We start from the raw sequence: 21357 nt of genomic DNA, 5'->3' as shown, positions 1-21357 counted from the left end.
GATTGTATATGGTGAAAATGAATATTCAACAGCTAAAGATCAACACTCTTTCTGAAATGTCTGGAGTTTATTCTGGGGATAATGTTCATATTGATAATAGCCACCATGGAAAAAAAAATGAAGGGTTTGGCATCATGATTGGGGACGGCAATCGAATTCTTCATGGGAAACATATTGTCATCAAAAAAAATGACAGATTTGAGTGATTCTCGTGTTCTGGCAAAAGCAGCGTAAGCTTGAAGAAAAAATAATGGAACTAGAAAAGAAAATTCAGCAGCTATCTAATGAGAAACCACCTCAACCACCAAAACGAGAATCGCAAGACCAAAGGATTGAATACCACTTTCATATCGAACATATTGATATTCATCAACCAACTATGGAGGAATTAAGCTTTCGTTTAGATGAGCTTGATATCGAAGAGCTGAGCGGATCATTGAATATTGGGAATAATTTCGCATCCCCTCCGTCGAAAAGAAAAACTAGCCGAGAGGACGAACAGACGATTAGTTCCACAAATAAAGGATACTCGGTGTCTTTTAATGAAAAGGGTGAGTAGCAATGTCCATTTTTTCACCAAATTTCATCATTGGCTCCATTCGAATTGGCACCATTGAAGGTGCATCTACCGTTAGCATGGGGAATAATCTTCAGCATGGCTTTATGAATCATCAAAAAATAAACCAGGGGTTAGGAAATATTAGCGGAGATGGCAATCATATTGAAGGCTTAAAATCTTTATTACAGGATTCTGCCATACTCGATATTCTCGGCAATCACACCTCTCCAGATGAACTCCCCTCCTGGGTACAGCAGCTTGTAAAGGAAAGACTACAAGAATCTAGCAAACCCCTATGAGGAAGAGCTGTTATTAATAGGCATATCGATTAAATCATTATCGTAAACTACGTTTTGATTTGAAACAATCCAATTATATTCCCCTACAGTATTTCCCAAACCTACATTCAATTTTGAGTTGGACCTCCAGTAAAGCTGATAATTTTGGCCAACCGCTACACTTGAATTCTCTGTAACCGTGTTAACATGTATTGATTCAATCGAAACATTCATCTTAAGATCGCTCCTAGTACTGTATATTAGGCTGCGGATTATTAATTTCAGGATTACTTACTGGAGTATCAATGACATCATTATCCGAAATGATATTCACATTATTCGTAATAAAAATCAATCCCACGTTGAGACCAGCGGCTATATTATTTTTCCCTTGCCAAGACCAATCTGCCTGATTATTTTGCCCTGTTGATATCGTTGCATTTTCACTAATATTATTAGCATTAATTTGGTTTAGAACAATTGAAAATGGCATTAGTAATCCTCCCTTTTAATTGTTTATGGTTATTGTATTCGCCTAATAAAAATGAGTGAAAGATAAAACACTCCTTTCGGCTGACTTTAAAATCAACTCCCCAGTGATAGACTAACAATAACTCTAACTCATTTAGGAGGACACTATGCATAAGCATGAATTTTGGTCATTAATAAAGGCATCTCAAAGAGAAGAAGAACAAAATGACTGGCTAACTGACCGATTAGTCACAGAGGATCTCGATACCATTCTAGAGTTTGAAGTGCATCTCCAGAGAATTATGAATGAGAGCTACCAATCAAACCTATGGGCAGCAGCTTATGTAATAATGGGTGGGTGTTCTGATGATACATTCGACTATTTCCGCGGATGGCTCATAGGCCAAGGGGAAGAAGTATATAATCGTGTTTTGCAGAATCCAGAGTATTTAGCTGAATATATCTCAGACGACAGGCTCGATGAAGAAGGTTATCCACAAAACGAAGAACTCTTGTCTGTCGGATTTGACGCGTATTCTTTGATTAAAACAGGCGATTTGGAGTGGGATGATTCATTATATGACGAATTTCTTTCTTCTCTAGATGAAAAGAGATTATCTTCTACTGAAGACATTGATCTTAATTGGGAAGAGGATGATCTGGAAGAGCTGTTTCCATTACTATGGGAACGTTTTGGTGAAGATCCACTTGGATAAATTCTTTATAAGGCTAGCAACTTATATAAGTGGCTAGCTTTTTTCAATTAATCAAACGTTTGATTAAGATATTTGCTCTAGTTATCTTCCTATATTTCTATAAATCTCCTCCTCTCACTAAGAGAATCCACCTCGGGATATGGAGACCATTTTTTACAATTAAAGGTTTCATAATTCGTTCACAATTACTCTCGTTTTCTAACATAGTTTCTGTGGTAATATCATCTTAAAGAAAGATGCTGTGACAAAAATCACACCTTAAGAGCACTTTTTCCAAAATTTATTGGACAAAATTGCACAACTTTGTGAATAAATTCACATTTCTTTGTGATACAATGAACAAAGTCTTTCTATTTGAAAGGAGATGAAAAGGTGAAAAAGTCTAAACTGCTGCTCATTTCATTTATATCAATGCTATCGCTACTTTTATTAAGTGGCTGTGAAAATAATATGGTTGTGTTCAATCCAGAGGGGCCTGTTGCAAGGCAAATTCTTGAACTCATTAACTTCTCCATTTTGTTAATGATACTTGTTACAGTTGTCGTGTTCTCCCTTTTTGCCTATATCGTCTGGAAATACAGAGAAAGAAAAGACAATATGGATTATGAACCACCTGAAGAACACGGAAGTACAGTTCTTGAAATTATCTGGACTGTTATTCCAATATTAATCATTGTAGCGTTAACGATTCCTACGGTGAAAACGATCTACGCCTTAGAAGAAATCCCTGAAGGTTACGAGGACAAAGAACCATTAATCATTCATGTAACATCTGCAGACTGGAAGTGGATTTTCAGCTATCCGGAGCAAGGAATTGAGACTGTAAACTATGTTAATATCCCAGAGGATACTCCAGTTGATTTTCGTCTAACATCTGCCGGAACCATGCAAAGCTTTTGGATTCCATCACTCGGAGGACAAAAATATACGATGGCAAAGGCTGAGACACAGCTTTACTTAGTAGCTGATAATCCTGGGTCATTCGTTGGTAGAAATACAAACTTCAATGGTCAAGGCTATGCGGGAATGGAATTTGAAGTTCTTTCTCAAACGCAAGAAGAATTTGACGAATGGATTGAAGAAGTAAAAGATACAGCTCCAAAAATGACGGAAGCTGAATATGAAAAAATGCTTGAGCCGTCCCACCTTGGACGCCAAACATTCTCTAATACGCATTTAGAATGGGTTGACCATTCAGATCCACATTCGAAGAATTACCTAAACCCAGAAATGTACGACCGAGGACATGGATGGCCTGGGAAAATTTTCGAAGATGAAAATAATTATAAAAATAAAGACGGTCAAAATGAGCACAAGGGCCATGGAGAAATGAACCATGGGGATCATGATGGCCATGAGAATATGAAGCACGAGGAAGAATCAAAGGATTCACATGGGGGTGACCATAGTGGGCATTAAATGGGATGAGTTTTTCGTCACTGGCGACCCGTTAATTTTTGCTTCACAAATTGCCATTGCTCTAACTGCTGTTGGAGCTGTGGCCGCCATTTCTTACTTTAAAAAATGGAACTATCTTTGGACAGATTGGCTTACAACTGTTGACCATAAAAGAATAGGAATTATGTACATTCTCCTCGGAGTTGTGATGTTTTTCCGAGGCGGTGTCGATGGCCTTATGATGAAAGGCCAAACAGCTGTACCTGAGAATAGCTTCTTAAATGCACAGCATTACAATGAAGTATTTACTACTCATGGTGTCATTATGATCCTATTTGTAGCGATGCCATTATTAATCGGGTTAATGAACTTCGCAGTACCTTTACAAATCGGTGCTCGCGATGTTGCCTTCCCGCAGCTAAATGCACTAAGCTTTTGGCTTACATTCAGCGGGGCAATGCTGTTTAACATCTCTTTCGTAATCGGTGGTTCACCTGATGCTGGTTGGACTTCTTATTTCCCACTTGCCGGGAAGGAGTTTAGTCCAGGGATTGGGAACAACTATTATGCTGTCGGCCTCCAAATTGCCGGCGCAGGTACGTTGATGTCAGGGATTAACTTTGTTGTAACGATTTTAAAAATGAGAACAAAAGGGATGACGCTTATGCGTATGCCAATGTTTACTTGGACATCCTTTATTGCATCCGTCATTATTGTCGCGAGTTTCCCAATTTTCACAGTCGCTCTTGCTTTAATGACTTTTGACCGGATTTTCGGAACGCATTTCTTTACGATTTCTGGTGGCGGAGTCGATATGCTTTGGGCAAACCTGTTCTGGCTTTGGGGTCATCCTGAGGTATATATCGTAGTTCTTCCAGCCTTTGGAATGCTTTCAGATATTTTTTCAACGTTTGCTCGTAAGACTCTTTACGGTTACAAATCAATGGTCATTTCCATTGTAGCGATTTCCGTATTAAGTATGCTTGTATGGGTTCACCATTTCTATACAATGGGGAATAGTCCAGCTGCAAACTCATTTTTCTCTATTACCACAATGGCAATAGCAATCCCTACAGGGGTTAAGATATTTAACTGGCTGTTTACCATGCGGAAAGGGCGAATTAAGTTCACAACCGCTATGCTTTGGTCCCTTGCCTTTATTCCGAACTTCGTTATCGGTGGAGTTACAGGAGTTATGCTTGCGATGGCAGCAGCTGATTATCAATACCATAATACGTTATTCCTAGTAGCTCACTTCCACTATGTATTAATTCCAGGGGTTGTCTTCCCAATCTTCGCTGGACTTTACTACTGGTGGCCAAAAATGTTCGGCTACATGCTGAATGAGAAAATTGGAAAATGGCATTTCTGGCTATTTACAATTGGCTTCAATGTTACGTTCATGCCAATGTTCTTCTTAGGTTTAGACGGAGCTGTTCGTCGTGCCTACACGTATTCAGAAGAAACTGGCTTTGGTCCATTAATGATGATTTCAGCATTCGGTTCTCTTATTCTAGCAGCAGGATTTGCGGCACTATGTTATAACCTATACTGGAGCGCACGCAATGCAGACCGCAACATTTCCCACGATCCATGGGATGCGAGAACACTTGAATGGGCAACTTCTTCACCAGTTCAGCATTATAACTTTGCTTCATTACCTGAAGTAAAATCACTCGATGCATTCTGGCACATGAAGAAAAACGATGAGATTCAGCCACTTAAAGATCATGATTTGGAAGAAATCCATATGCCAAGCCGGACATGGATTCCATTATATATGGGCGTTGTCTTCGGAGTAGCTGGTTTCCTTCTCGTATTCGAATGGACGATCGCAGCAGGCGTTGCGGCTATTGGAATTCTTGCAGGCTTAGCTTTCCGCTCATTCGATTATGACGATGGCTTCCATGTTCATAAAGATGAAATTATTGAAACAGAGCGTTCTTGGAGAAATGCACAGAAAGGAGCGAAGAATCATGTCAGCTAAGGTCAATACAGCCCTTCCATTAGAATATCAAACAGAGCAAAACCGCCTGAACATTCTCGGATTTTGGATTTTCCTTGGTGCTGAGATTGTTCTCTTCGCTACCCTTTTCGGGGTATATGGAGTACTTGGGAATCGTTATGCAGACGGTCCTACTCAGCAGGATTTATTCATTGTACGTGACGTTTTCATCATGACGTTTCTTCTTTTAACAAGTAGTTTTACGATGGGCATTTCAACCTTTGAAATGCGCCGAGGGAATTTAAAAGGCATGCTGATTTGGCTAGTCCTTACACTTCTTCTTGGTGCTGGCTTCCTCTTCATGGAAATCAAAGAGTTTGCTCACTACACACATATCGGTGCAACGATGCAAACAAGTGCTTTCTTATCTAGCTTCTTCGTCTTGCTAGGGACTCACGGACTGCACGTTACAATGGGGATTGGCTGGGCGATCCTTTTAATCATCCAATTTTTCCAAAGAGGGCTTACTCCAGTTACAGCACGAAAAGCCTTTATTTTCGGCTTATACTGGCACTTCCTTGATGTGGTTTGGATCTTTATCTTCACATTTGTCTATTTAGCAGGGTTGGTGAGTTAAAATGAGTAATGATACAACTAAAAGCTTTCCACTAAGCCATGTAATCGGATTTTTCATGTCACTCGTATTAACTTTCGGTGCCGCTTGGGTAGCACTACAAACCTCTCTATCTGCAAAAGCCATCATGTGGATCATCGGTTCACTAGCTATCTTGCAGGCAGGTATCCAAATCTTCATGTTCATGCATTTGCGTGAAGGCGAAGACAAAATAACGAACACCGTAAATATCTTGTACTCTGCTTTCCTAGCTATTGTCATTGTCGCTGGCTCCATCTGGGTCATGACTTCAGGACACTCCCACTAAAAAAGCAGAAGTTCCAATTGAAGCTTTTTCAGCTTCACTTTAAGGTTTTATCTCTTATAAAAAGAAAGGGCGTTCCCAATGATGTTGGGGCGCCCTCTTATCTTTTTACCGAACTGTTAATTAATCGTAGCTGTGGTTTAGCAGACATTGAAGGTTGCTCTTTCTTGAACAGAGTGAAGAAAATTAGATTCACAGCCAAAAGAAAAATCGATAGCATTGCTAGTGGATATTGGTGCATATATACAGCGTAGAAAGCGTTTACAAAACAAAACACACTAACTGATAAATAAAAGTACATTAGAAGTTTTCCCATTCTCTTTACCACCTTTACACTATTTTACCTATTATATTATCAGAAAAGACAGACAAATGTCACCGTTTGTTCACATTTTATTTTTTTGTATATGTTTGTGTCTAGGACTTTTACTAGCTTTATTCAATTAGGACCCGTTTATTCTACTCAATTTGCGCGTGTCCAACTTCCGAGCGAACGCTCCTTTTTGGAGCGTTCGCTCACACCTATCTCGATTTCGCTCACTTTTTGTGATTTTCGCTCGCATTCGGCAGGTTTTCGCTCACCTTCGACCCACTTTCGCTCACTCAGGGCTGAATTTCGCTCATAACGAAGATTCCGCAGTTATATTTCCTTCTGTAGTTACGGGTTTTTCCGAAACAATCGTACTTTTTGTTGGTTGTTTACATTTCTCGTGTTTATTCAAGTAGGTTCAGTTGTCCTCCGAATTTTGCGCGTGTCCAACTTCCGAGCAAACGCTCCTTTTTGGAGCGTTCGCTCACACCTATCTCGATTTCGCTCACTTTTTGTGATTTTCGCTCGCATTCGGCAGGTTTTCGCTCACCTTCGACCCACTTTCGCTCACTCAGGGCTGAATTTCGCTCATAACGAGGTTTCCTCAGTTATATTTCCTTCTGTAGTTACGGGTTTTTCCGAAACAATCGTACTTTTTGTTGGTTTTTTACATTTTTATGCATTTTCAATTGGGTCCGGTTGTCTTCCACACCACCTTCATAAAATCATTACCCTTTTGGCTCCCCCCCTATCTTTCCCAAAATCGTCACACATCAAATGAAGGAATCCTTTGAACGGACAGAGAATTATCTTGTTATTCTGAAAGGAGTTGGATATATGCATTCGAAAGAGCGAAAGGTTCCTGTGAGAATCTTGCAATTACAAGCTTTGCTGCGTAGGTTACCTGCTAGTCACTCAAAACGAGCAGAGATTGAGGCAAACTTAGCGAAGCAGTTGGCAGGGTTTAAAGGGGAAAAGTCTATTGACTATTATTTAACATATTTGCCTTCCCACTCCTATACAATTCTTCATGATCTTCGTTTAAAGGATAACGTCCACTTCTTCCAAATTGATACCCTCATCATTTCCTCAAAGTTCATTTTAATTATCGAAGTGAAAAACATTTCCGGTACGTTGTTTTTTGATAAGTCATTTAATCAACTTGTTCGGACTATTCACCAGAAAGAAGAAGGCTTTCCTGACCCTACTATACAGGTGAATCGTCAGCATCAGCATCTTATGAACTGGTTAGCTAAGCATAATTTCTCGAAAATTCCCGTATGCTGGTTAATTGTGATTAGTAATCCTTCCACGATTATAAAGTCAGATAGTAATATTCAATCGATCTGTCATGCAGCTGCTATTGAGGATAAAGTTGCTACACTTGAGAAAAACCACCCTAGAGATGCACTAGTAATATCGGAAATTCGGAAACTAACACGCATTTTACAAAAAAACAATCTTCCCATCTCTTATGACATTCTTCAAAAATTTGAGCTCTCCTTTTTTGATTTAATTAGAGGAGTCCAGTGTCCTACGTGTATGTATATTCCGATGAATAGAATCCATGGTTGCTGGCATTGTCCCAATTGCTCCTCTCTATCTAAATCTGCTCACATCGATGCCTTGCAAGACTATGCCTTAATAGTTAGTAAAACGATAAAAAATAAGGATGCTTCTACGTTTCTTCAGCTTACCTCCCGCCACACAGCAAAGAGATTGCTAGGTACTTACATATATAAAAAGGATGGATACAGTATTTCTCCATAGATAACAGAGGCTGGGTCATAACTAAATGACTCCTTCTCAAAGACGAACAATGACTTTTTAGGTTGTAAAAACAAGTTCGTTCCACCTGAGCTGCAGACACTCGCTTTCCGCGGGGAGGAAGCTGAGCCTCCTTGCTGCGCTTTGGTGTCTCAGCCTTTCCTCTATTTCCCGTTGGAGTCGAGTGTCTTCCGCTCCATTCTATTTAATTAGAAATTTTTTCCGAATAAACAAAAATACCCGAACTAGTAACGGAGATAACTCCTGATAGTTCGGATATACCATTAACTGAAATACGTTTGTCCCAGCCTCGTTTTACTCGCATACAATCACTTGACGAGTGAAATTTCCTTTTGTTACTTCACAGCGATCAGATATTTTGAAACCTGCTTGTTTGATCAAATGATCAATTGGTTCAATCGTGACGACGACTAACTTTTCCGTAAAGCCTCTTGCGCTCTCGAGCATCTCAAGCTGATCTTCTTTAGATAACACCGAACAAAGATTGTAAGGCATATCAATAATGGCCGCATCATATGCTCCAGTTACATTCCGAATATCTCGTACTATTACATCACCCTTGTATCCAAAGTGAGCAATGTTTTCTCGTGCCCCTTTCATTACAAGTGGATTGATGTCACTTCCTTCCATTATCATCCCCATAGAAAGAGCTTCTACAACTACGGTTCCAATCCCGCAGCATGGATCAATTGCTTTCTTCCCAATGGGATCAGGTAACGCAATATTGACGACTGCTCTAGCGACGCGTGTACTTAGTGCAGTTGAATAAGAATGAGGCTTTTTTTGGTGGAAAAGCCATACACTTTTGTTCTCCATATAACTTCCGAAATACCAACGATTATTAACCTTCAAAACTGCGAGGATCACTTCAGGCTGAACTAAATCCGGCTCTCCTTGAATGCTTAATCCCACACGCCGCTCAATCTCTCGCCTTTTGGAATACTTAATTTTCTCTTGATCCTCCTTAGACAAATTAATTACTGCAACTTTAAAGCGGTCTTTAAATGGGGGGATCTCTTTGATTTTTTCTATTAAATCTTCTATTGTTTCACTTGTAAAAATTACAGCCATTCTAAATTTAATAAAAGGGCTTCTGCTTGGATCGATTTTAAGCGGACTGCTTATCACATTTTCTTCGGTATCCACTCCAAACAAGGAACGCCTCTCTAACTGACATAATGATTGTTCTTCCTCACGACAAGCAAAGGTGTACAAATAGGTAGCAGGTTCATTCAACATTTCCATCTCCATTTCCTTTCTTATCATAACCCATAAAGGAGTATAAGCGGAAATGTTCTACCTAAATAAATTGAGGAGCTACTACGTGAATAACGATGTCAGCCATAAAGTGAGCTAACACAGCAAATTCAAATCCCCAGAAAATAAACAGCGCCCCAAAGACTACTCCCCCTATGCCGTTTATTAACAGCATCCCAGCAAATAGACCCATTGTCATTTCAAATGTGGAAGAAGCTACTCCATAATGAAGCACTCCAAAAATGAGGGCTGCTACGGTAATCGCTAACCAATTTGCTTGCGTCCTTTTCACTTTTGGTAGTTTCATAAACATCCAAAGTAGAAAGGTTACGAGAAACAATCTGAAAATCGTTTCTTCTGTTGCAGCCGCACCAAATGAACCCAATACTCCAAGCCACCATACAGGTTCATTAATGGAGGAGTTATCGATTCCAAGTGGCTTTGAAATAATGTAGCTCGTTAACAAAATCAACAGGGCTGCACCAACTCCGTACCCCACCGTTGCCAGTATCTTATTTTTATAAGAAGGTAGGTCTTTCCTTCGATTTATTGTACTTATTAATGGCAGGTCCCATCCAATCTTCTTACTTATTAACATGGCAATAATAATCAGAATAGCTGCTTCTAATAGAATTTGCCCTACAAAAATGATGGAAAATAGAATCTCTGAAACTCCCATTTGTTCATGATAGTTCCCTCTCGCGATGGCATATGGTGCAAGTGCAATCGCCCCCGTTAGATTCAATAGGATTAGAGAGAAGTATAATCGCCAATTTATCTTAAAATTTTTAAATGGTTTAGTTACTCCCTCCTCAACAAACTCATCTCCATCAACCTGCTTTTCCATTTCGTTTTTCAAAAACTCAATAAGCTCATCAGATTGATCGATATATAGAAGTGCTTTATTTACTTCTTTTCTTTGCCCGAAATAGCCTTTAGACTGGAGAGGGGTTTTAAAAATAATTTCATATTGAAGCTCATCACTCATGCCAAATATTCTCGTAAGCTCCCTCGGGAATGCCGTCACATGAAAGACACCTTTTTCATGAATCATTCCACCGCTTTTGTTGTATTGAATAGACGCCTTTCGAAAATGAGCAATATCCTTTAGGTGAAAGTGTAACTCTCTTCTGGCACCGATCCTTACGTGAACACGATTATTTTTCACTAGAACTGGCGAATTTCTCACCCAGTTATAGTCTCCCATGATATAAAAAACACTGTAGATATGTAGTGCGGTAACAATATTGGCGAGTGCTGGATCCTCTTGTTTCATATAAATATGTAAGAAAACCATTTCAATTAACTGCTCGTGCATTAATGCAAGAAACAACCAAAAATAACTAGAGTTTTGATGAAGCAAAAACCTGGAATTTGGCTTCTTCCATTTGAAGAAGGCATAGTATAGGATCTTTACTTCTTTTTTGAAAATAGTAAAAAACGGGTTCCCTTCTACCATTCCACGCTTATACTGTACGTATAGAAAGAGCATCCCTATTTCGAGTAATCCTAAAATCACAAACAATGAAATGATCGTTTGGGTGTCCAAGTTTGCTCCCCCTACTTATGTTTTTTTACCTCATACCAGAAGATGAAATACTGGGTCATGCCCATAATTGTTAGAAGAATCAAAGGGATATAGCTGATATGGTTCAAGTAGGCCGTAATTGCGATTGCAAAAGGCATAAAGACAGCGTAGAAAATATAAACTTTCCTAGTGGCTTTAAAGGTGATCCACTGTAGGCCTTCGTCTTCCTCTTTAAACTCCATCGGAATAAGAGTTGGCTTTATGCGGTCATTTGGATTGCGCCAATTATATATTGGAATAATACCAAGTAAAATAAAGATGGGAATCACTAATACATAAGGATCTACACTTAACCATTTAGGGACATGATCATAATGCTCTCCTAACAAAATCACACCAAACCCTAGAATCAGTATCATATTAAAAATAGGTGACTGAAAAATTCGCCTTAACATAAGTCCTCTCCCTCTAAGTAAAATATCTCTTCAACAGACACTTGAAAAACTTCTGCCATCTTCAAGGCTAGCGTGATAGAAGGGGCATAGTCTCCTTTTTCAATAAGCCCAATTGTCTGTCTCGATACCTTTATGTTGTCTGCGAGATCTTGTTGAGTGAATCGGAATCTAGCTCGTAGCTCACGGACTCTATTTTTCAACATTTCCACTATTCTCCTTTACAGTTATTACCTTCATTGTACATAATATTTAACTTAATGTAAATAATAGTTGTCATTTTGCAAATCATTCATTACTTTACTCCAAGTTTGACACAGCAAAAAAAGCTATTGTAACATATACACTAACCTGAGCGAATATCTGTGTTAATTCTAGTAACTATGTACAAGTAAACTCCTTCAATAACCATAAACGTGAAGCCAATTTTGTGGATAACACGGAATAGGCCGTTAATAACTCTGAATATGTGGATAAGCCTGTGAATCGTTTGCAAACTCCACTTTAGCAAATCACGGGAGAAATCCACAGTTTATCAGAAGCAACAGAGAATAACTCCGGTCACATGGCCGCAATCATCCACTCCATACTAGAAGAACTCAACAACAAATGGTGAATGCCTAAAGTTAAATAAAAAAAGCCAACTGTTTGATAATAAGTAGTTCAGTTTTTGTGGAGAAACAGTGTAAATAACAAATGAATCAGCATACCTTATACCACAGCAAATAGCAGGGATGTTTTCATTAATTCATCAATGTTTTATAAGAAATTAACAACAAAATAACATAACAAATAGCACCCGTAATAACAACTTGACAATGGCTATTGTCATTGTGCGAATTAGGGTGCTATTTTACTTGTAAATTGCAATGTAATTATTAATCTGTTGCGAGAAAAATCAAGGATTTATAACATTATATGGTAAAATAAATTTGAAGATTATGTAAATTCAGTTCTTCAACTAACAAGCAGGATTGTTTAAAAAGACAGTTAAATTATCAGTATCGAATTATATGGGTTCAGATTAAAAGGGGAGTGAAAAATGAAACTTATTGCTGGTTCAATTTTTATTTCAACATCTTTATTTATGTTTTTTATCAATGGAATTGTAAAAAATATTGCAGGATACTACTTGCAATATTATGAATATCCTTTGTTACATTCAATTGTTCCTTGGGTTCCCTGGTTAACGTTGATTATTGGTCTATATTTCTTTTTTAAATATATCTTTGAGAAGACCGAAAATAAAGAGTGAAATTAGTAATTTCACTACCGGGTGCTTTAATCAAATAAGAACAACACATTCAATAACAAAAAGCTTGGAATATCCCAAGCTTTTTATTGTTGCATTAATTGTATTGTTAATTCACTTGCTATTTACACTGCAAAAACGTATGTTTTTGAGCTGTAATTTTAGGTTTTCTCCACATTATCTGAACTACTTAGTTTGATAAGGTTGGCTTTCTTATGCTAATTCCTATTCTATTAACTCTTTCACTCGCCCCACAATACCACCTTCTAGCATGACTTTAATGCCATGCGGGTGGGTTTGGGAGTTGGTAAGGATTTTGCTGACTACACCTTCAGTTAGCTTGCCCGTTCGTTGATCTTGTTTTTGAACAACGCTTACTCGTTTGCCAATCTGAATATGACTTCTATTTTTTCCGTTCATATTTGTCTCTCCTTTTATGTGCCGCAATAGGTTTGATATGGCTCTGCAGTTGGCGAAGGAGGCAGGTAGTACTCTTCTTGCTCTTGATTGTGCGCAAACGGATTTTGCAATACAGCCAGCAATCGTTCCATTACGTGATAATCTCCATTGTCCACAGCCGCATCAAGGGCTTCTTCTACTCGGTGATTTCTCGGAATGACAGCCGGATTGCTTTTTTTCATGAGCTCGTAGACTGCCTCCTTTGATTGCCCTTGTCTCTCAAGGCGATCCTGCCAGCGCTTATACCACTGTTGGAATTCATCTAATTGAAACCACATTTCTTCCTTTATCTTGTCATGCGTTAGTGCTCGAAAGGTATTCGTGTAATCCGCAGCATGTTTTTGCATAAGCCCTAACAGATGATCGATTAGAGTCTTATCTTCTTCTTCCTCTTGGAATAATCCGAGCTTGGCTCTCATGCCCTCATACCACTGCTGTTGATATAATGTGGAAAAGTGTGAAATTTCATCTTGGGCTATTTGAATGGCTTTCTTTTCATCCATATGGAGCAGTGGAATAAGGGCTTCGGCAAAGCGAGCGAGATTCCATCCGCAAATATACGGCTGATTCATATAAGCGTATCGCCCTTGGTGATCGATCGAGCTAAATACCGTTTCAGGGTGATACGTATCCATAAACGCACAAGGTCCATAATCAATTGTTTCGCCGCTAATCGTCATATTATCAGTATTCATCACTCCGTGGATAAACCCAACTAGCTGCCACTTTGTAATCAAAGCTGTCTGTCGCTTGATTACTTCCTTTAATAGTGAATGATATGGATTTTCATCCTGTTTAATAGCTGGATAATGACGATTGATTGCATAGTCTGCGAGTTGGCGAAGGTCTTCAAGCTCACCCCATTGAGCGGCATATTGAAACGTTCCCACACGAATATGACTAGCTGCTACTCGAGTGAGAATAGCTCCTTGTAGTTTTTTTTCACGAATTATAGCGTCTCCAGTGGAGGTTACGGTTAAACTACGGGTCGTAGGGATGCCCAAGCCATGCATTGCCTCGCTCATGATGTATTCACGGAGCATCGGTCCAAGTGCAGCTCTCCCGTCCCCCCCTCTTGAATATTTCGTTCTTCCAGCTCCCTTTAATTGAATATCCACAAGTTCACCTTTTGGAGTCAAATGCTCCCCAATAAGCACCGCACGCCCATCGCCTAACATCGTAAAGTTCCCAAACTGGTGTCCTGCATATGCTTGAGCTAACGGAAAAGTCCCATCAGGAACCTCGTTTCCAGCGAATACTTTAACATCCTCCTTTAAAGCTTCAGCATCTAATCCAAGGCTCGCAGCCAGTCTATCATTAAGCACTACTATTTCAGGTGCGTTAACAGGTACTGGTTGTTGTAGGTCAAAGAACATCTTAGGCAATTGTGTATATGTATGGTCAAGATTCCATCCACTCACTCGTTCCTCTGTCATTCATATCCCTTCTTTCCAAAAAGTAGACTATATGCTTCTAAGTTCTTTCTATCATTTTCTGCATGCATATGTATATTATACCTTTCCTATCTTACTGGAAGTTACTGAAAAAGTCCTTAAAGGAACAATTTACTCATTTTCCACTACAGGATGCTTCGTTTTCCGCGGAGCGGGCGGTGAGCCTAATTCAACGACTAAAGCAAAGCACCAGCGGGGTCACACCTGCCCGCTAATCCCACAGGAGTCTCCTGCCCTTCCTTTCAATCAACCTAGTTCTACTACTAAGCCCAAGATACAAAAAGAGATAAATAACACAGCTTTTGATTGGCTTCATCTTATTGTGTTGTAGGGAGTGCTGAGTTAACAGCAAGCAAATTTTTATTCAGTTTTATACAGAATTTTTGCTAAAATAATACTAGGACGGTATTTACTTTAAGAAGGTGGACTTGTGAACCAATATAAAAAAGAAATTCTAGAACATTTTTTTCAAACGATCGAATATGTCCAATCCCTACGTACATTGACAGAAGAAGAATGGCGAAAACCGATTGGAATGGGGAAATGGACGGTCGCAGAATTAATTGGCCATTTTATCCCTTGGGATGATTTCGTCCTAGAGCAACGTATTCCTTATATACTTTTGGGAGAAGACTTACCAGTGGGATCAGATGTGAAGGAAACAAATGAACGTGGCGCACAAGTAGCTCGGCAGGAAGCGCAGCAGACGACTATAGACCGTTATACCACTACAAGAACGGCATTATATCAAGCATTAGCTGACGTAGCTGATAAGCAGTGGGAGAATAGCTTCACCATTGGAACTAGGACCCTGTCCTTCTACGAGTACTGTAAAGGATTAGCTGAGCATGACCAGCACCATTTCAAACAATTATACGACACGATTAATGGATAAAAGGAGCGAAAAAACATGGATATGAAAGAGCTTTCTCAGGAGCAACGTGAAGAGTTGCTCGAGTTATTGAAATCTCGCTTTGAACAAAATATGCATCGTCATATTGGCCTTGAATGGGGAAAAATTGTGGCTAAACTGGAAGCTCACCCTGATAAATTATGGTCACTCCAACAAATGGAGCGAACTGGTGGTGAGCCGGATGTTGTGGATTATAATAATCAAACGGACGAATACCGATTCTGCGACTGTTCCCCGGAAAGCCCTGACGGCCGTAGAAGTGTTTGTTACGACAGGAAAGCGCTAGAAGAAAGAAAAAAGAACAAACCTGGAAATAGCGCCATGGAGATGGCAGCTTCGATGGGTGTAGACATACTTACTGAAGAGCAGTATCGGGCGCTCCAACTACTCGATATATTTGACAAGAAAACATCGAGCTGGATCCAAACTCCTTCGGATATAAGAGAGCTCGGCGGTGCCCTTTTTTGCGATTATCGTTTTGGTCATGTGTTTGTCTATCACAACGGGGCAGATTCCTACTATTCTGCGAGAGGCTTTCGTAGCTCTCTAACCGTTTAAATATAATGAAAAAAGAGATGAACATACTCATCTCTTTTCATTCCTTAAGCTTCAGCAAACTCTGGGGCTGCTTCTTCCCCTTTTTTCTTTGTAAACCGTTCAACAAGGACTGCTACCGCATTATCTCCTGTTGCGTTCAGAAGTGTAGCTGGAATATCAATAATGGTAGAAATAACTGCTAGTAGAGGAAGCACCTCAGGTGACAATCCGTATGCCGCAATAATAAACATTTCCCCAATTAATCCACCGCCTGGAATTCCTCCCATTACGACAGCTGTTACAATTGCCACCATAATCGCGATTAAGTACGTATTAAGCCCTTCAAATGGAATACCTAAAACTCCGAAAGCAAATACAATTTTTAAAATGGCTCCCATTGCCGATCCATCTTTATGTATGGAGGCACCAATTGGAATAACCGTCTCCCTAACAGCGTTGGAAACACCCATTTTCTTCGTTGCATCCAAGTTAGCTGGTATTGTAGCAACCGAGCTTTGTGTCCCGATCGCCGTCGCTGATGGCAATAAGTTATGCTTCCAGAACGTCTTGATTCCTTTTGGTCCACCTGCAATAAAGCTGTATAAAGTAAACAGTACGACAAAATAAACAAGAGAAACAACTAAATAGAGTAAGAATGACCGTAAATAAGAGGACAACAGGCTTGCTCCAAATGTTCCCACTAACGTTGCGAAATAGCCTGCTAATCCGATTGGAGCATAATACATAATATAGGAAACTAGCTTCATGCTAACATCTGCTCCAGCTTGCAGTAATTTTTTCAATGGAGCCGCTTTTTCCTTCAACTGATTGGTAGCAAATCCTAGTGCCACAGAAAACAAAATAAGCGGAAGCATGTTTTCCCTTTTAAATAATTCAGTGAAATTGTTCACTGTAAAGGTCTGAACAATTTGATCTCCTAATTGAATGTCTTCGGTTTCAACAGCCTCAAGTTCAATAGTTATTCCTTCTGTAGGGGAATAAATTTTCACCCCAAAAATCATAATTACAGCTGAAACAACTGTCGTAATAAGAGACACAATTAGCATCGTTCGAATAATTCGTTTAAATTGCCCTTTTGATTCGAGGTTAGCTATTGCTGATGAAATAGAAAAGAATACGAGCGGAACAACTATGGTAAATAACAGGTTTAAAAAGATATCTCCCAGCGGTTTAAATACTTGCGCTCTCTCTCCCATCGTTAGCCCAAGAATCGAACCAATAACAATAGATAATAGCAGTGTAATGGCTAAGCCATAGGTTTTCATTATGTGTCTCATTTCTTCTGTCTCCTTTAAATCTAACAAGATCTAATGTCTTCTTGATGTTCGATGATTATCGGTCACGTCTTACCAAATCAGCATAAGTTTCACGCTCAATGACGACACGTGATTCCCCATTCTTTACAAAAACAACGGCAGGTCTAGGGATACGATTATAATTATTAGCCATTGAATACCCATAGGCACCTGTGCTAAATACAGCGAGAATATCCCCGAAGTTAGTCGGCGGCAGCTTTAAATCCCAGATCAGCATGTCTCCTGATTCACAGCATTTACCTGCAATGCTTACAAGCTCCGTGCACTCTTCATTAGGTCGGTTAGCCAGTATCGCATGGTATTTCGCTTGATATAGAGCTGGGCGAATATTATCAGTCATTCCTCCATCAATCGCTACATACGTACGAATATCAGGTATGATTTTTTTTGAACCGACCTTATACAACGTCGTACCTGCCTCTGCAACAATGCTTCTTCCAGGCTCAATCCACACTTCAGGAAGCGGATATTGATGCTCAGTAAACAAAGACTTCACACTTTCAGCAATGGCTTTTACATATGTAGCAATTGGAAGTGGCTGATCTTCCTCTGTATAGCGAACACCAAAGCCTCCGCCGATATTGAATACAGGTAGAATAACGCCATATTGAGCACGCATGTCTTGCAAGAAGTCAGCTAGCACCAGAATCGCCTTTTCAAACCCATCGAGCTCGAAAATCTGTGAGCCAATATGTGAGTGAATTCCAAGAACCGTATAGAATGGTTTTCTTAGCGCGATTTGGATTGCCTGTGCCGCCTGTCCATTCGTAATACCAAAGCCAAACTTCGAGTCATCCTGACCAGTCATAATATAATCATGGGTATGAGCTTCCACCCCAGGTGTCACTCTTAATAAAATATTGACCCGTTGCTCACGCTGCTTCGCTAGATCATGAAGCAGTTCCAACTCTAGAAAATTATCGACTACAAAGCAGCCAATCTCAGCATCAAGTGCCATGGAAAGCTCATCTTCAGATTTGTTATTCCCATGAAAATGGATTCGTTCTGCTGGGAACCCTGCTTCAAGAGCCGTGTATAACTCTCCTCCTGAAACCACATCCAATGATAAGTTCTCTTGATCAGCTAATCTCACCATTTCTTTACATAAGAATGCCTTGCTAGCATAGGCGACCTGAAAGCTCAAACCACTTTCGATAAAGGCATTTCTGAACGCCCTCGCTTTATCACGAATCATTGTTTCATCATAAACCATAAGTGGCGTTCCGTAAGCTTCCACTAAATCAGTTGTACTTTTCCCGGCTATTTCTAAATGGCCTTTTACATTCGTATCCACTCTGTACATATCTTCATTCTCCTTTTCCACACGTCTCTGAAAAACACAAAAACCCGTATGAAGCGATGCTCATACGGTAGGTCAACAAAAATAAATGGATAATCTATTCATGAAGATTATGTATCAACATCTCTTCAATAGTTCTCCACAATGTTCATTGTGACAGTCTAGCACTTATTCAGTACTAGCCCAACAAGCAATAGAATGGCTATTGGTTGTTTCGGCGATCTGCCTTTCTCTTCTTTTCACAGAATCCATTATTCTCCAAGAAGATACTTCTCATACTCGCGCCTCTATTATCAGAGAGTGTAATATTCGTTTGTTTTGCATTACTATACCATCAATTCAAAATTTTTGTCAAATCAAGATTCAAACGTTACATCCACCTGAAGGATTTCTGAACGGCTCCCAATTCGAAGTGGCGGCCCCCAGAAACCAAAGCCTGATGAAACGAATGCATGCAGTTGTTCTTTCTGCAAATAGCCCCAATCAAGCTCAAAAATTCGCTTCGTAATTAAATGATTAGGAGCCATTTGTCCACGATGGGTGTGTCCTGAAAAAGAAAGATCCACACGCGCTTCATACGCCTGCTGAATTTCTGCCGGCTGATGGTCCATGGATATGATGGGATAGCTCGGATCTAATGAAGAAGTCAATGCATGATAGGACATTCTCCCTCGGTCCGTCTTGTCTTTTCTCCCCACGAGATAAAAACGATCATCGATTAAGACACTTTCATCAAGCAAAATGCGGATACCAATTCGCCTCATTTCTTCTACAAACTCCTCCACCTGACCCCCATAATATTCGTGATTGCCGAGCACCCCAAACACTCCTAAAGGGGCATGAAGCTCCTGTAATATATCGCCCATCTTCTTTTCTTGAAAAGGAGTAAGTTCATCGTCAATAATATCCCCAGCGAGCAAAATCACATCTGGCTTGGTTTCATTTACTTCCTTTACTAGCCTTTTCGCATGAGCAATCCCTGAAAGACGACCAAAATGCATATCAGATGCCATCGTAATCCGAAGTGTTTCCTTTCCATCCATCCGTTTGGGAACATCAATTTGATACTCTCTTACAGTTGGACTATACGCATTATACATTCCATAAGCAAAGAGAAGGAGCAGAACGAAGACAGTCGCACTACCAATCCAAAACGTCGATTCAGATGCAGAGATTCCTGTAGCACGACAACTGAAATAGATCAAATTGGCAACCGGAAAAAGAACAAGCGCATATTGAAAAAAGCCAAGCATAAACGAGCCAACGATTCGAAAAAATGCAAAATGTCGAGTCAAACGATCCAGAAAATAAGAATAACAAAGCAGGAAAAATACAAACCAATAGACTCCTGCTAAATCCACAGCTAGAAAACTAGTTAAATAAGCCTTAATATTTAACCCGATATAAAAAAGAAAGCCATTAAATACGAGCATAACCAATACAATTCTGGCGAAAATCGAAAATTGTTTCATAAGAAGTTTCCTTCCTCCATTATAATAAACCCATTTTACTTTAGAAGAAAACATCTTATCAAATTTGAAGTATTGGGAGGCGGATTGAGAAAAGAAACACCACTTCAATTGTGATTTTTTCGGAAAAGACCGTAACTTTAGTAGTGATTTCAACTGGGGAAAACCTCATTTTGAGCGAAAATCCACATCGACCGAGCGAAAACGTGTCGAACGCGAGCGATTTCTTGTCGAATGCGAGCGATATTCTCAAAAAGTGAGCGATTTCCCCCCCGGTGTGAGCGAACGCTCAAAAAAGGAGCGTTCGCTCACAAGTTGGTCACGTGCAAACTCTGGATTCGAGAACCACCTCTCAGCCTCAAACAACAAATCTACAATAGTATGATTCTTTCGGAAAAAACCGTAACTTTAGTAGTGATTTTAACTGGGGAAAACCTCATTTTGAGCGAAAATCCACATCGACCGAGCGAAAACGTGTCGAACGCGAGCGATATTCTCAAAAAGTGAGCGATTTCCGCCCGGGTGCGAGCGAACGCTCAAAAAAGGAGCGTTCGCTCACAAGTTGGTCACGTGCAAACTCTGGATTCGAGAACCACCTCTCAGCCTCAAACAACAAATCTACAAAAGTATGATTCTTTCGGAAAAACCGTAACTTTAGTAGTGATTTCAACTGGGGAAAACCTCATTTTGAGCGAAAATCCACATCGACCGAGCGAAAACGTGTCGAACGCGAGCGATTTCTTGTCGAATGCGAGCGATATTCTCAAAAAGTGAGCGATTTCCGCCCCGGTGTGAGCGAACGCTCAAAAAAGGAGCGTTCGCTCACAAGTTGGTCACGTGCAAACTCTGGATTCGAGAACCACCTCTCAGCCTCAAACAACAAATCTACAATAGTATGATTCTTTCGGAAAAAACCGTAACTTTAGTAGTGATTTCAACTGGGGAAAACCTCATTTTGAGCGAAAATCCACATCGACCGAGCGAAAACGTGTCGAA

24 protein-coding genes and 1 riboswitch are annotated in these 21357 nt (G+C 39.9%); of the genes, 12 read left to right on the top strand and 12 right to left on the bottom strand.

Going from position 1 to position 21357, the window contains the following annotated elements; genetic code table 11:
• Positions 1-8 precede the first annotated feature (8 nt).
• The 3 genes from LS684_RS02890 to LS684_RS02880 are packed head-to-tail and all read left to right on the top strand — an operon-like array spanning position 9 to position 858.
• On the top strand, positions 9-206 hold the full coding sequence (locus LS684_RS02890; RefSeq protein WP_233809770.1) for a hypothetical protein: 198 nt from the start codon (positions 9-11) through the stop codon (positions 204-206).
• Between the two features lie 5 nt (positions 207-211).
• Positions 212-559 carry a hypothetical protein gene (locus tag LS684_RS02885; RefSeq protein WP_233809768.1) on the top strand — a complete coding sequence of 116 codons (348 nt, stop codon included), beginning with the start codon at positions 212-214 and terminating at the stop codon, positions 557-559.
• Positions 560-561: 2 nt separating this feature from the next.
• On the top strand, positions 562-858 hold the full coding sequence (locus LS684_RS02880) for a hypothetical protein (protein WP_233809766.1): 297 nt from the start codon (positions 562-564) through the stop codon (positions 856-858).
• Here LS684_RS02880 and LS684_RS24270 read toward each other — a convergent pair.
• The gene (locus LS684_RS24270; RefSeq protein ID WP_432418790.1) at positions 853-1071 is read right to left on the bottom strand and encodes a spore germination protein; all 219 of its coding nucleotides are present in this window, start codon (positions 1069-1071) and stop codon (positions 853-855) included. The two genes, LS684_RS02880 and LS684_RS24270, sit on opposite strands and share 6 nt — an antisense overlap.
• A gap of 13 nt (positions 1072-1084) precedes the next feature.
• Positions 1085-1330, bottom strand: coding sequence for a hypothetical protein (locus LS684_RS02875; RefSeq protein WP_233809764.1), 246 nt, complete (start codon positions 1328-1330; stop codon positions 1085-1087).
• Between the two features lie 145 nt (positions 1331-1475).
• On the opposite strand from LS684_RS02875, the gene LS684_RS02870 reads away from it, so the two are divergent.
• The 5 genes from LS684_RS02870 to qoxD all read left to right on the top strand — a co-directional run bounded on the left by LS684_RS02870 (position 1476) and on the right by qoxD (position 6308).
• Entirely contained in the window at positions 1476-2024 is a 549-nt protein-coding gene (locus tag LS684_RS02870; RefSeq protein ID WP_233809763.1) for a DUF4240 domain-containing protein, read from the top strand.
• Positions 2025-2435: 411 nt separating this feature from the next.
• The gene (gene qoxA / locus LS684_RS02865; RefSeq protein ID WP_432418814.1) at positions 2436-3443 is read left to right on the top strand and encodes a cytochrome aa3 quinol oxidase subunit II; all 1008 of its coding nucleotides are present in this window, start codon (positions 2436-2438) and stop codon (positions 3441-3443) included.
• On the top strand, positions 3433-5409 hold the full coding sequence (gene qoxB / locus LS684_RS02860) for a cytochrome aa3 quinol oxidase subunit I (protein ID WP_233809759.1): 1977 nt from the start codon (positions 3433-3435) through the stop codon (positions 5407-5409). The genes qoxA and qoxB overlap by 11 nt, the downstream gene beginning before the upstream one ends.
• Positions 5399-6004, top strand: a complete 606-nt coding sequence (gene qoxC / locus LS684_RS02855) for a cytochrome aa3 quinol oxidase subunit III (protein WP_233809757.1) — start codon at positions 5399-5401, stop codon at positions 6002-6004. Before qoxB ends, qoxC begins: the two co-directional genes overlap by 11 nt.
• 1 nt (position 6005) lies before the next feature.
• Positions 6006-6308, top strand: a complete 303-nt coding sequence (qoxD, locus tag LS684_RS02850; RefSeq protein WP_233809755.1) for a cytochrome aa3 quinol oxidase subunit IV — start codon at positions 6006-6008, stop codon at positions 6306-6308.
• A 97-nt stretch (positions 6309-6405) separates the two neighbouring features.
• On the opposite strand, the gene LS684_RS02845 is transcribed toward qoxD, so the two are convergent.
• Entirely contained in the window at positions 6406-6621 is a 216-nt protein-coding gene (locus LS684_RS02845) for a hypothetical protein (protein WP_233809753.1), read from the bottom strand.
• 831 nt (positions 6622-7452) lie between these two features.
• Here LS684_RS02845 and LS684_RS02840 point away from each other — a divergent pair.
• The gene (locus LS684_RS02840) at positions 7453-8385 is read left to right on the top strand and encodes a nuclease-related domain-containing protein (RefSeq protein ID WP_233809751.1); all 933 of its coding nucleotides are present in this window, start codon (positions 7453-7455) and stop codon (positions 8383-8385) included.
• A gap of 312 nt (positions 8386-8697) precedes the next feature.
• On the opposite strand, the gene LS684_RS02835 is transcribed toward LS684_RS02840, so the two are convergent.
• The 4 genes from LS684_RS02835 to LS684_RS02820 all read right to left on the bottom strand — a co-directional run bounded on the left by LS684_RS02835 (position 8698) and on the right by LS684_RS02820 (position 11846).
• Positions 8698-9642: a TRM11 family SAM-dependent methyltransferase gene (locus LS684_RS02835; protein WP_349293096.1), complete on the bottom strand. Its 945-nt coding sequence runs from the start codon at positions 9640-9642 to the stop codon at positions 8698-8700.
• 61 nt (positions 9643-9703) lie between these two features.
• The gene (locus LS684_RS02830) at positions 9704-11209 is read right to left on the bottom strand and encodes a CPBP family intramembrane glutamic endopeptidase (protein WP_233809747.1); all 1506 of its coding nucleotides are present in this window, start codon (positions 11207-11209) and stop codon (positions 9704-9706) included.
• A gap of 11 nt (positions 11210-11220) precedes the next feature.
• Positions 11221-11643: a hypothetical protein gene (locus tag LS684_RS02825; RefSeq protein WP_233809745.1), complete on the bottom strand. Its 423-nt coding sequence runs from the start codon at positions 11641-11643 to the stop codon at positions 11221-11223.
• Positions 11637-11846 (bottom strand): helix-turn-helix transcriptional regulator, encoded by a 210-nt coding sequence (locus tag LS684_RS02820; RefSeq protein ID WP_233809743.1) that lies wholly within the window; start codon positions 11844-11846, stop codon positions 11637-11639. The genes LS684_RS02825 and LS684_RS02820 overlap by 7 nt, the downstream gene beginning before the upstream one ends.
• 836 nt (positions 11847-12682) lie before the next feature.
• On the opposite strand from LS684_RS02820, the gene LS684_RS02815 reads away from it, so the two are divergent.
• Positions 12683-12895 (top strand): hypothetical protein, encoded by a 213-nt coding sequence (locus LS684_RS02815; protein ID WP_233809741.1) that lies wholly within the window; start codon positions 12683-12685, stop codon positions 12893-12895.
• Positions 12896-13117: 222 nt separating this feature from the next.
• Here LS684_RS02815 and LS684_RS02810 read toward each other — a convergent pair whose 3' ends face one another.
• Both LS684_RS02810 and LS684_RS02805 read right to left on the bottom strand, forming a co-directional pair.
• Positions 13118-13312, bottom strand: a complete 195-nt coding sequence (locus LS684_RS02810; protein WP_233809739.1) for a YwbE family protein — start codon at positions 13310-13312, stop codon at positions 13118-13120.
• 14 nt (positions 13313-13326) lie between these two features.
• Complete coding sequence (locus tag LS684_RS02805; protein WP_233809737.1) at positions 13327-14787, bottom strand: protein adenylyltransferase SelO; 1461 nt, start codon at positions 14785-14787, stop codon at positions 13327-13329.
• Between the two features lie 448 nt (positions 14788-15235).
• Between LS684_RS02805 and LS684_RS02800 the strand changes: the two genes are divergently transcribed.
• Both LS684_RS02800 and LS684_RS02795 read left to right on the top strand, forming a co-directional pair.
• Positions 15236-15700, top strand: a complete 465-nt coding sequence (locus LS684_RS02800) for a DinB family protein (RefSeq protein WP_233809735.1) — start codon at positions 15236-15238, stop codon at positions 15698-15700.
• A 15-nt stretch (positions 15701-15715) separates the two neighbouring features.
• A complete protein-coding gene (locus tag LS684_RS02795; protein ID WP_233809733.1) occupies positions 15716-16276 on the top strand; it encodes a DUF4256 domain-containing protein in 561 nt (186 codons plus the stop codon).
• Positions 16277-16320: 44 nt separating this feature from the next.
• Here LS684_RS02795 and LS684_RS02790 read toward each other — a convergent pair whose 3' ends face one another.
• From LS684_RS02790 to LS684_RS02780, 3 genes are all read right to left on the bottom strand, one after another.
• Positions 16321-17541: a dicarboxylate/amino acid:cation symporter gene (locus LS684_RS02790; protein ID WP_233811524.1), complete on the bottom strand. Its 1221-nt coding sequence runs from the start codon at positions 17539-17541 to the stop codon at positions 16321-16323.
• A 67-nt stretch (positions 17542-17608) separates the two neighbouring features.
• Positions 17609-18895, bottom strand: a complete 1287-nt coding sequence (gene lysA / locus LS684_RS02785) for a diaminopimelate decarboxylase (protein ID WP_233809731.1) — start codon at positions 18893-18895, stop codon at positions 17609-17611.
• Positions 18896-19016: 121 nt separating this feature from the next.
• A riboswitch (Lysine riboswitch) is annotated at positions 19017-19190 on the bottom strand.
• Between the two features lie 58 nt (positions 19191-19248).
• The gene (locus tag LS684_RS02780) at positions 19249-20364 is read right to left on the bottom strand and encodes a metallophosphoesterase (RefSeq protein ID WP_233809729.1); all 1116 of its coding nucleotides are present in this window, start codon (positions 20362-20364) and stop codon (positions 19249-19251) included.
• Between the last annotated feature and the right edge of the window lie 993 nt (positions 20365-21357).

The organism is Cytobacillus spongiae, from assembly GCF_021390075.1.
Note: the sequence above shows the minus strand (reverse complement) of the source record. Positions and strands in the feature narration are given on the sequence as shown.

Coding starts and splice junctions, on each gene's coding strand:
- LS684_RS02890 (WP_233809770.1), top strand. CDS start 9: ATGGTGAAAATGAATATTCAACAGCTAAAGATCAACACTCTTTCTGAA.
- LS684_RS02880 (WP_233809766.1), top strand. CDS start 562: ATGTCCATTTTTTCACCAAATTTCATCATTGGCTCCATTCGAATTGGC.
- LS684_RS24270 (WP_432418790.1), bottom strand. CDS start 1,071: ATGAATGTTTCGATTGAATCAATACATGTTAACACGGTTACAGAGAAT.
- LS684_RS02875 (WP_233809764.1), bottom strand. CDS start 1,330: ATGCCATTTTCAATTGTTCTAAACCAAATTAATGCTAATAATATTAGT.
- LS684_RS02870 (WP_233809763.1), top strand. CDS start 1,476: ATGCATAAGCATGAATTTTGGTCATTAATAAAGGCATCTCAAAGAGAA.
- qoxA (WP_432418814.1), top strand. CDS start 2,436: ATGCTATCGCTACTTTTATTAAGTGGCTGTGAAAATAATATGGTTGTG.
- qoxC (WP_233809757.1), top strand. CDS start 5,399: ATGTCAGCTAAGGTCAATACAGCCCTTCCATTAGAATATCAAACAGAG.
- qoxD (WP_233809755.1), top strand. CDS start 6,006: ATGAGTAATGATACAACTAAAAGCTTTCCACTAAGCCATGTAATCGGA.
- LS684_RS02845 (WP_233809753.1), bottom strand. CDS start 6,621: ATGGGAAAACTTCTAATGTACTTTTATTTATCAGTTAGTGTGTTTTGT.
- LS684_RS02840 (WP_233809751.1), top strand. CDS start 7,453: ATGCATTCGAAAGAGCGAAAGGTTCCTGTGAGAATCTTGCAATTACAA.
- LS684_RS02835 (WP_349293096.1), bottom strand. CDS start 9,642: ATGTTGAATGAACCTGCTACCTATTTGTACACCTTTGCTTGTCGTGAG.
- LS684_RS02825 (WP_233809745.1), bottom strand. CDS start 11,643: ATGTTAAGGCGAATTTTTCAGTCACCTATTTTTAATATGATACTGATT.
- LS684_RS02820 (WP_233809743.1), bottom strand. CDS start 11,846: ATGTTGAAAAATAGAGTCCGTGAGCTACGAGCTAGATTCCGATTCACT.
- LS684_RS02815 (WP_233809741.1), top strand. CDS start 12,683: ATGAAACTTATTGCTGGTTCAATTTTTATTTCAACATCTTTATTTATG.
- LS684_RS02810 (WP_233809739.1), bottom strand. CDS start 13,312: ATGAACGGAAAAAATAGAAGTCATATTCAGATTGGCAAACGAGTAAGC.
- LS684_RS02805 (WP_233809737.1), bottom strand. CDS start 14,787: ATGACAGAGGAACGAGTGAGTGGATGGAATCTTGACCATACATATACA.
- LS684_RS02795 (WP_233809733.1), top strand. CDS start 15,716: ATGGATATGAAAGAGCTTTCTCAGGAGCAACGTGAAGAGTTGCTCGAG.
- LS684_RS02790 (WP_233811524.1), bottom strand. CDS start 17,541: ATGAAAACCTATGGCTTAGCCATTACACTGCTATTATCTATTGTTATT.
- lysA (WP_233809731.1), bottom strand. CDS start 18,895: ATGTACAGAGTGGATACGAATGTAAAAGGCCATTTAGAAATAGCCGGG.
- LS684_RS02780 (WP_233809729.1), bottom strand. CDS start 20,364: ATGAAACAATTTTCGATTTTCGCCAGAATTGTATTGGTTATGCTCGTA.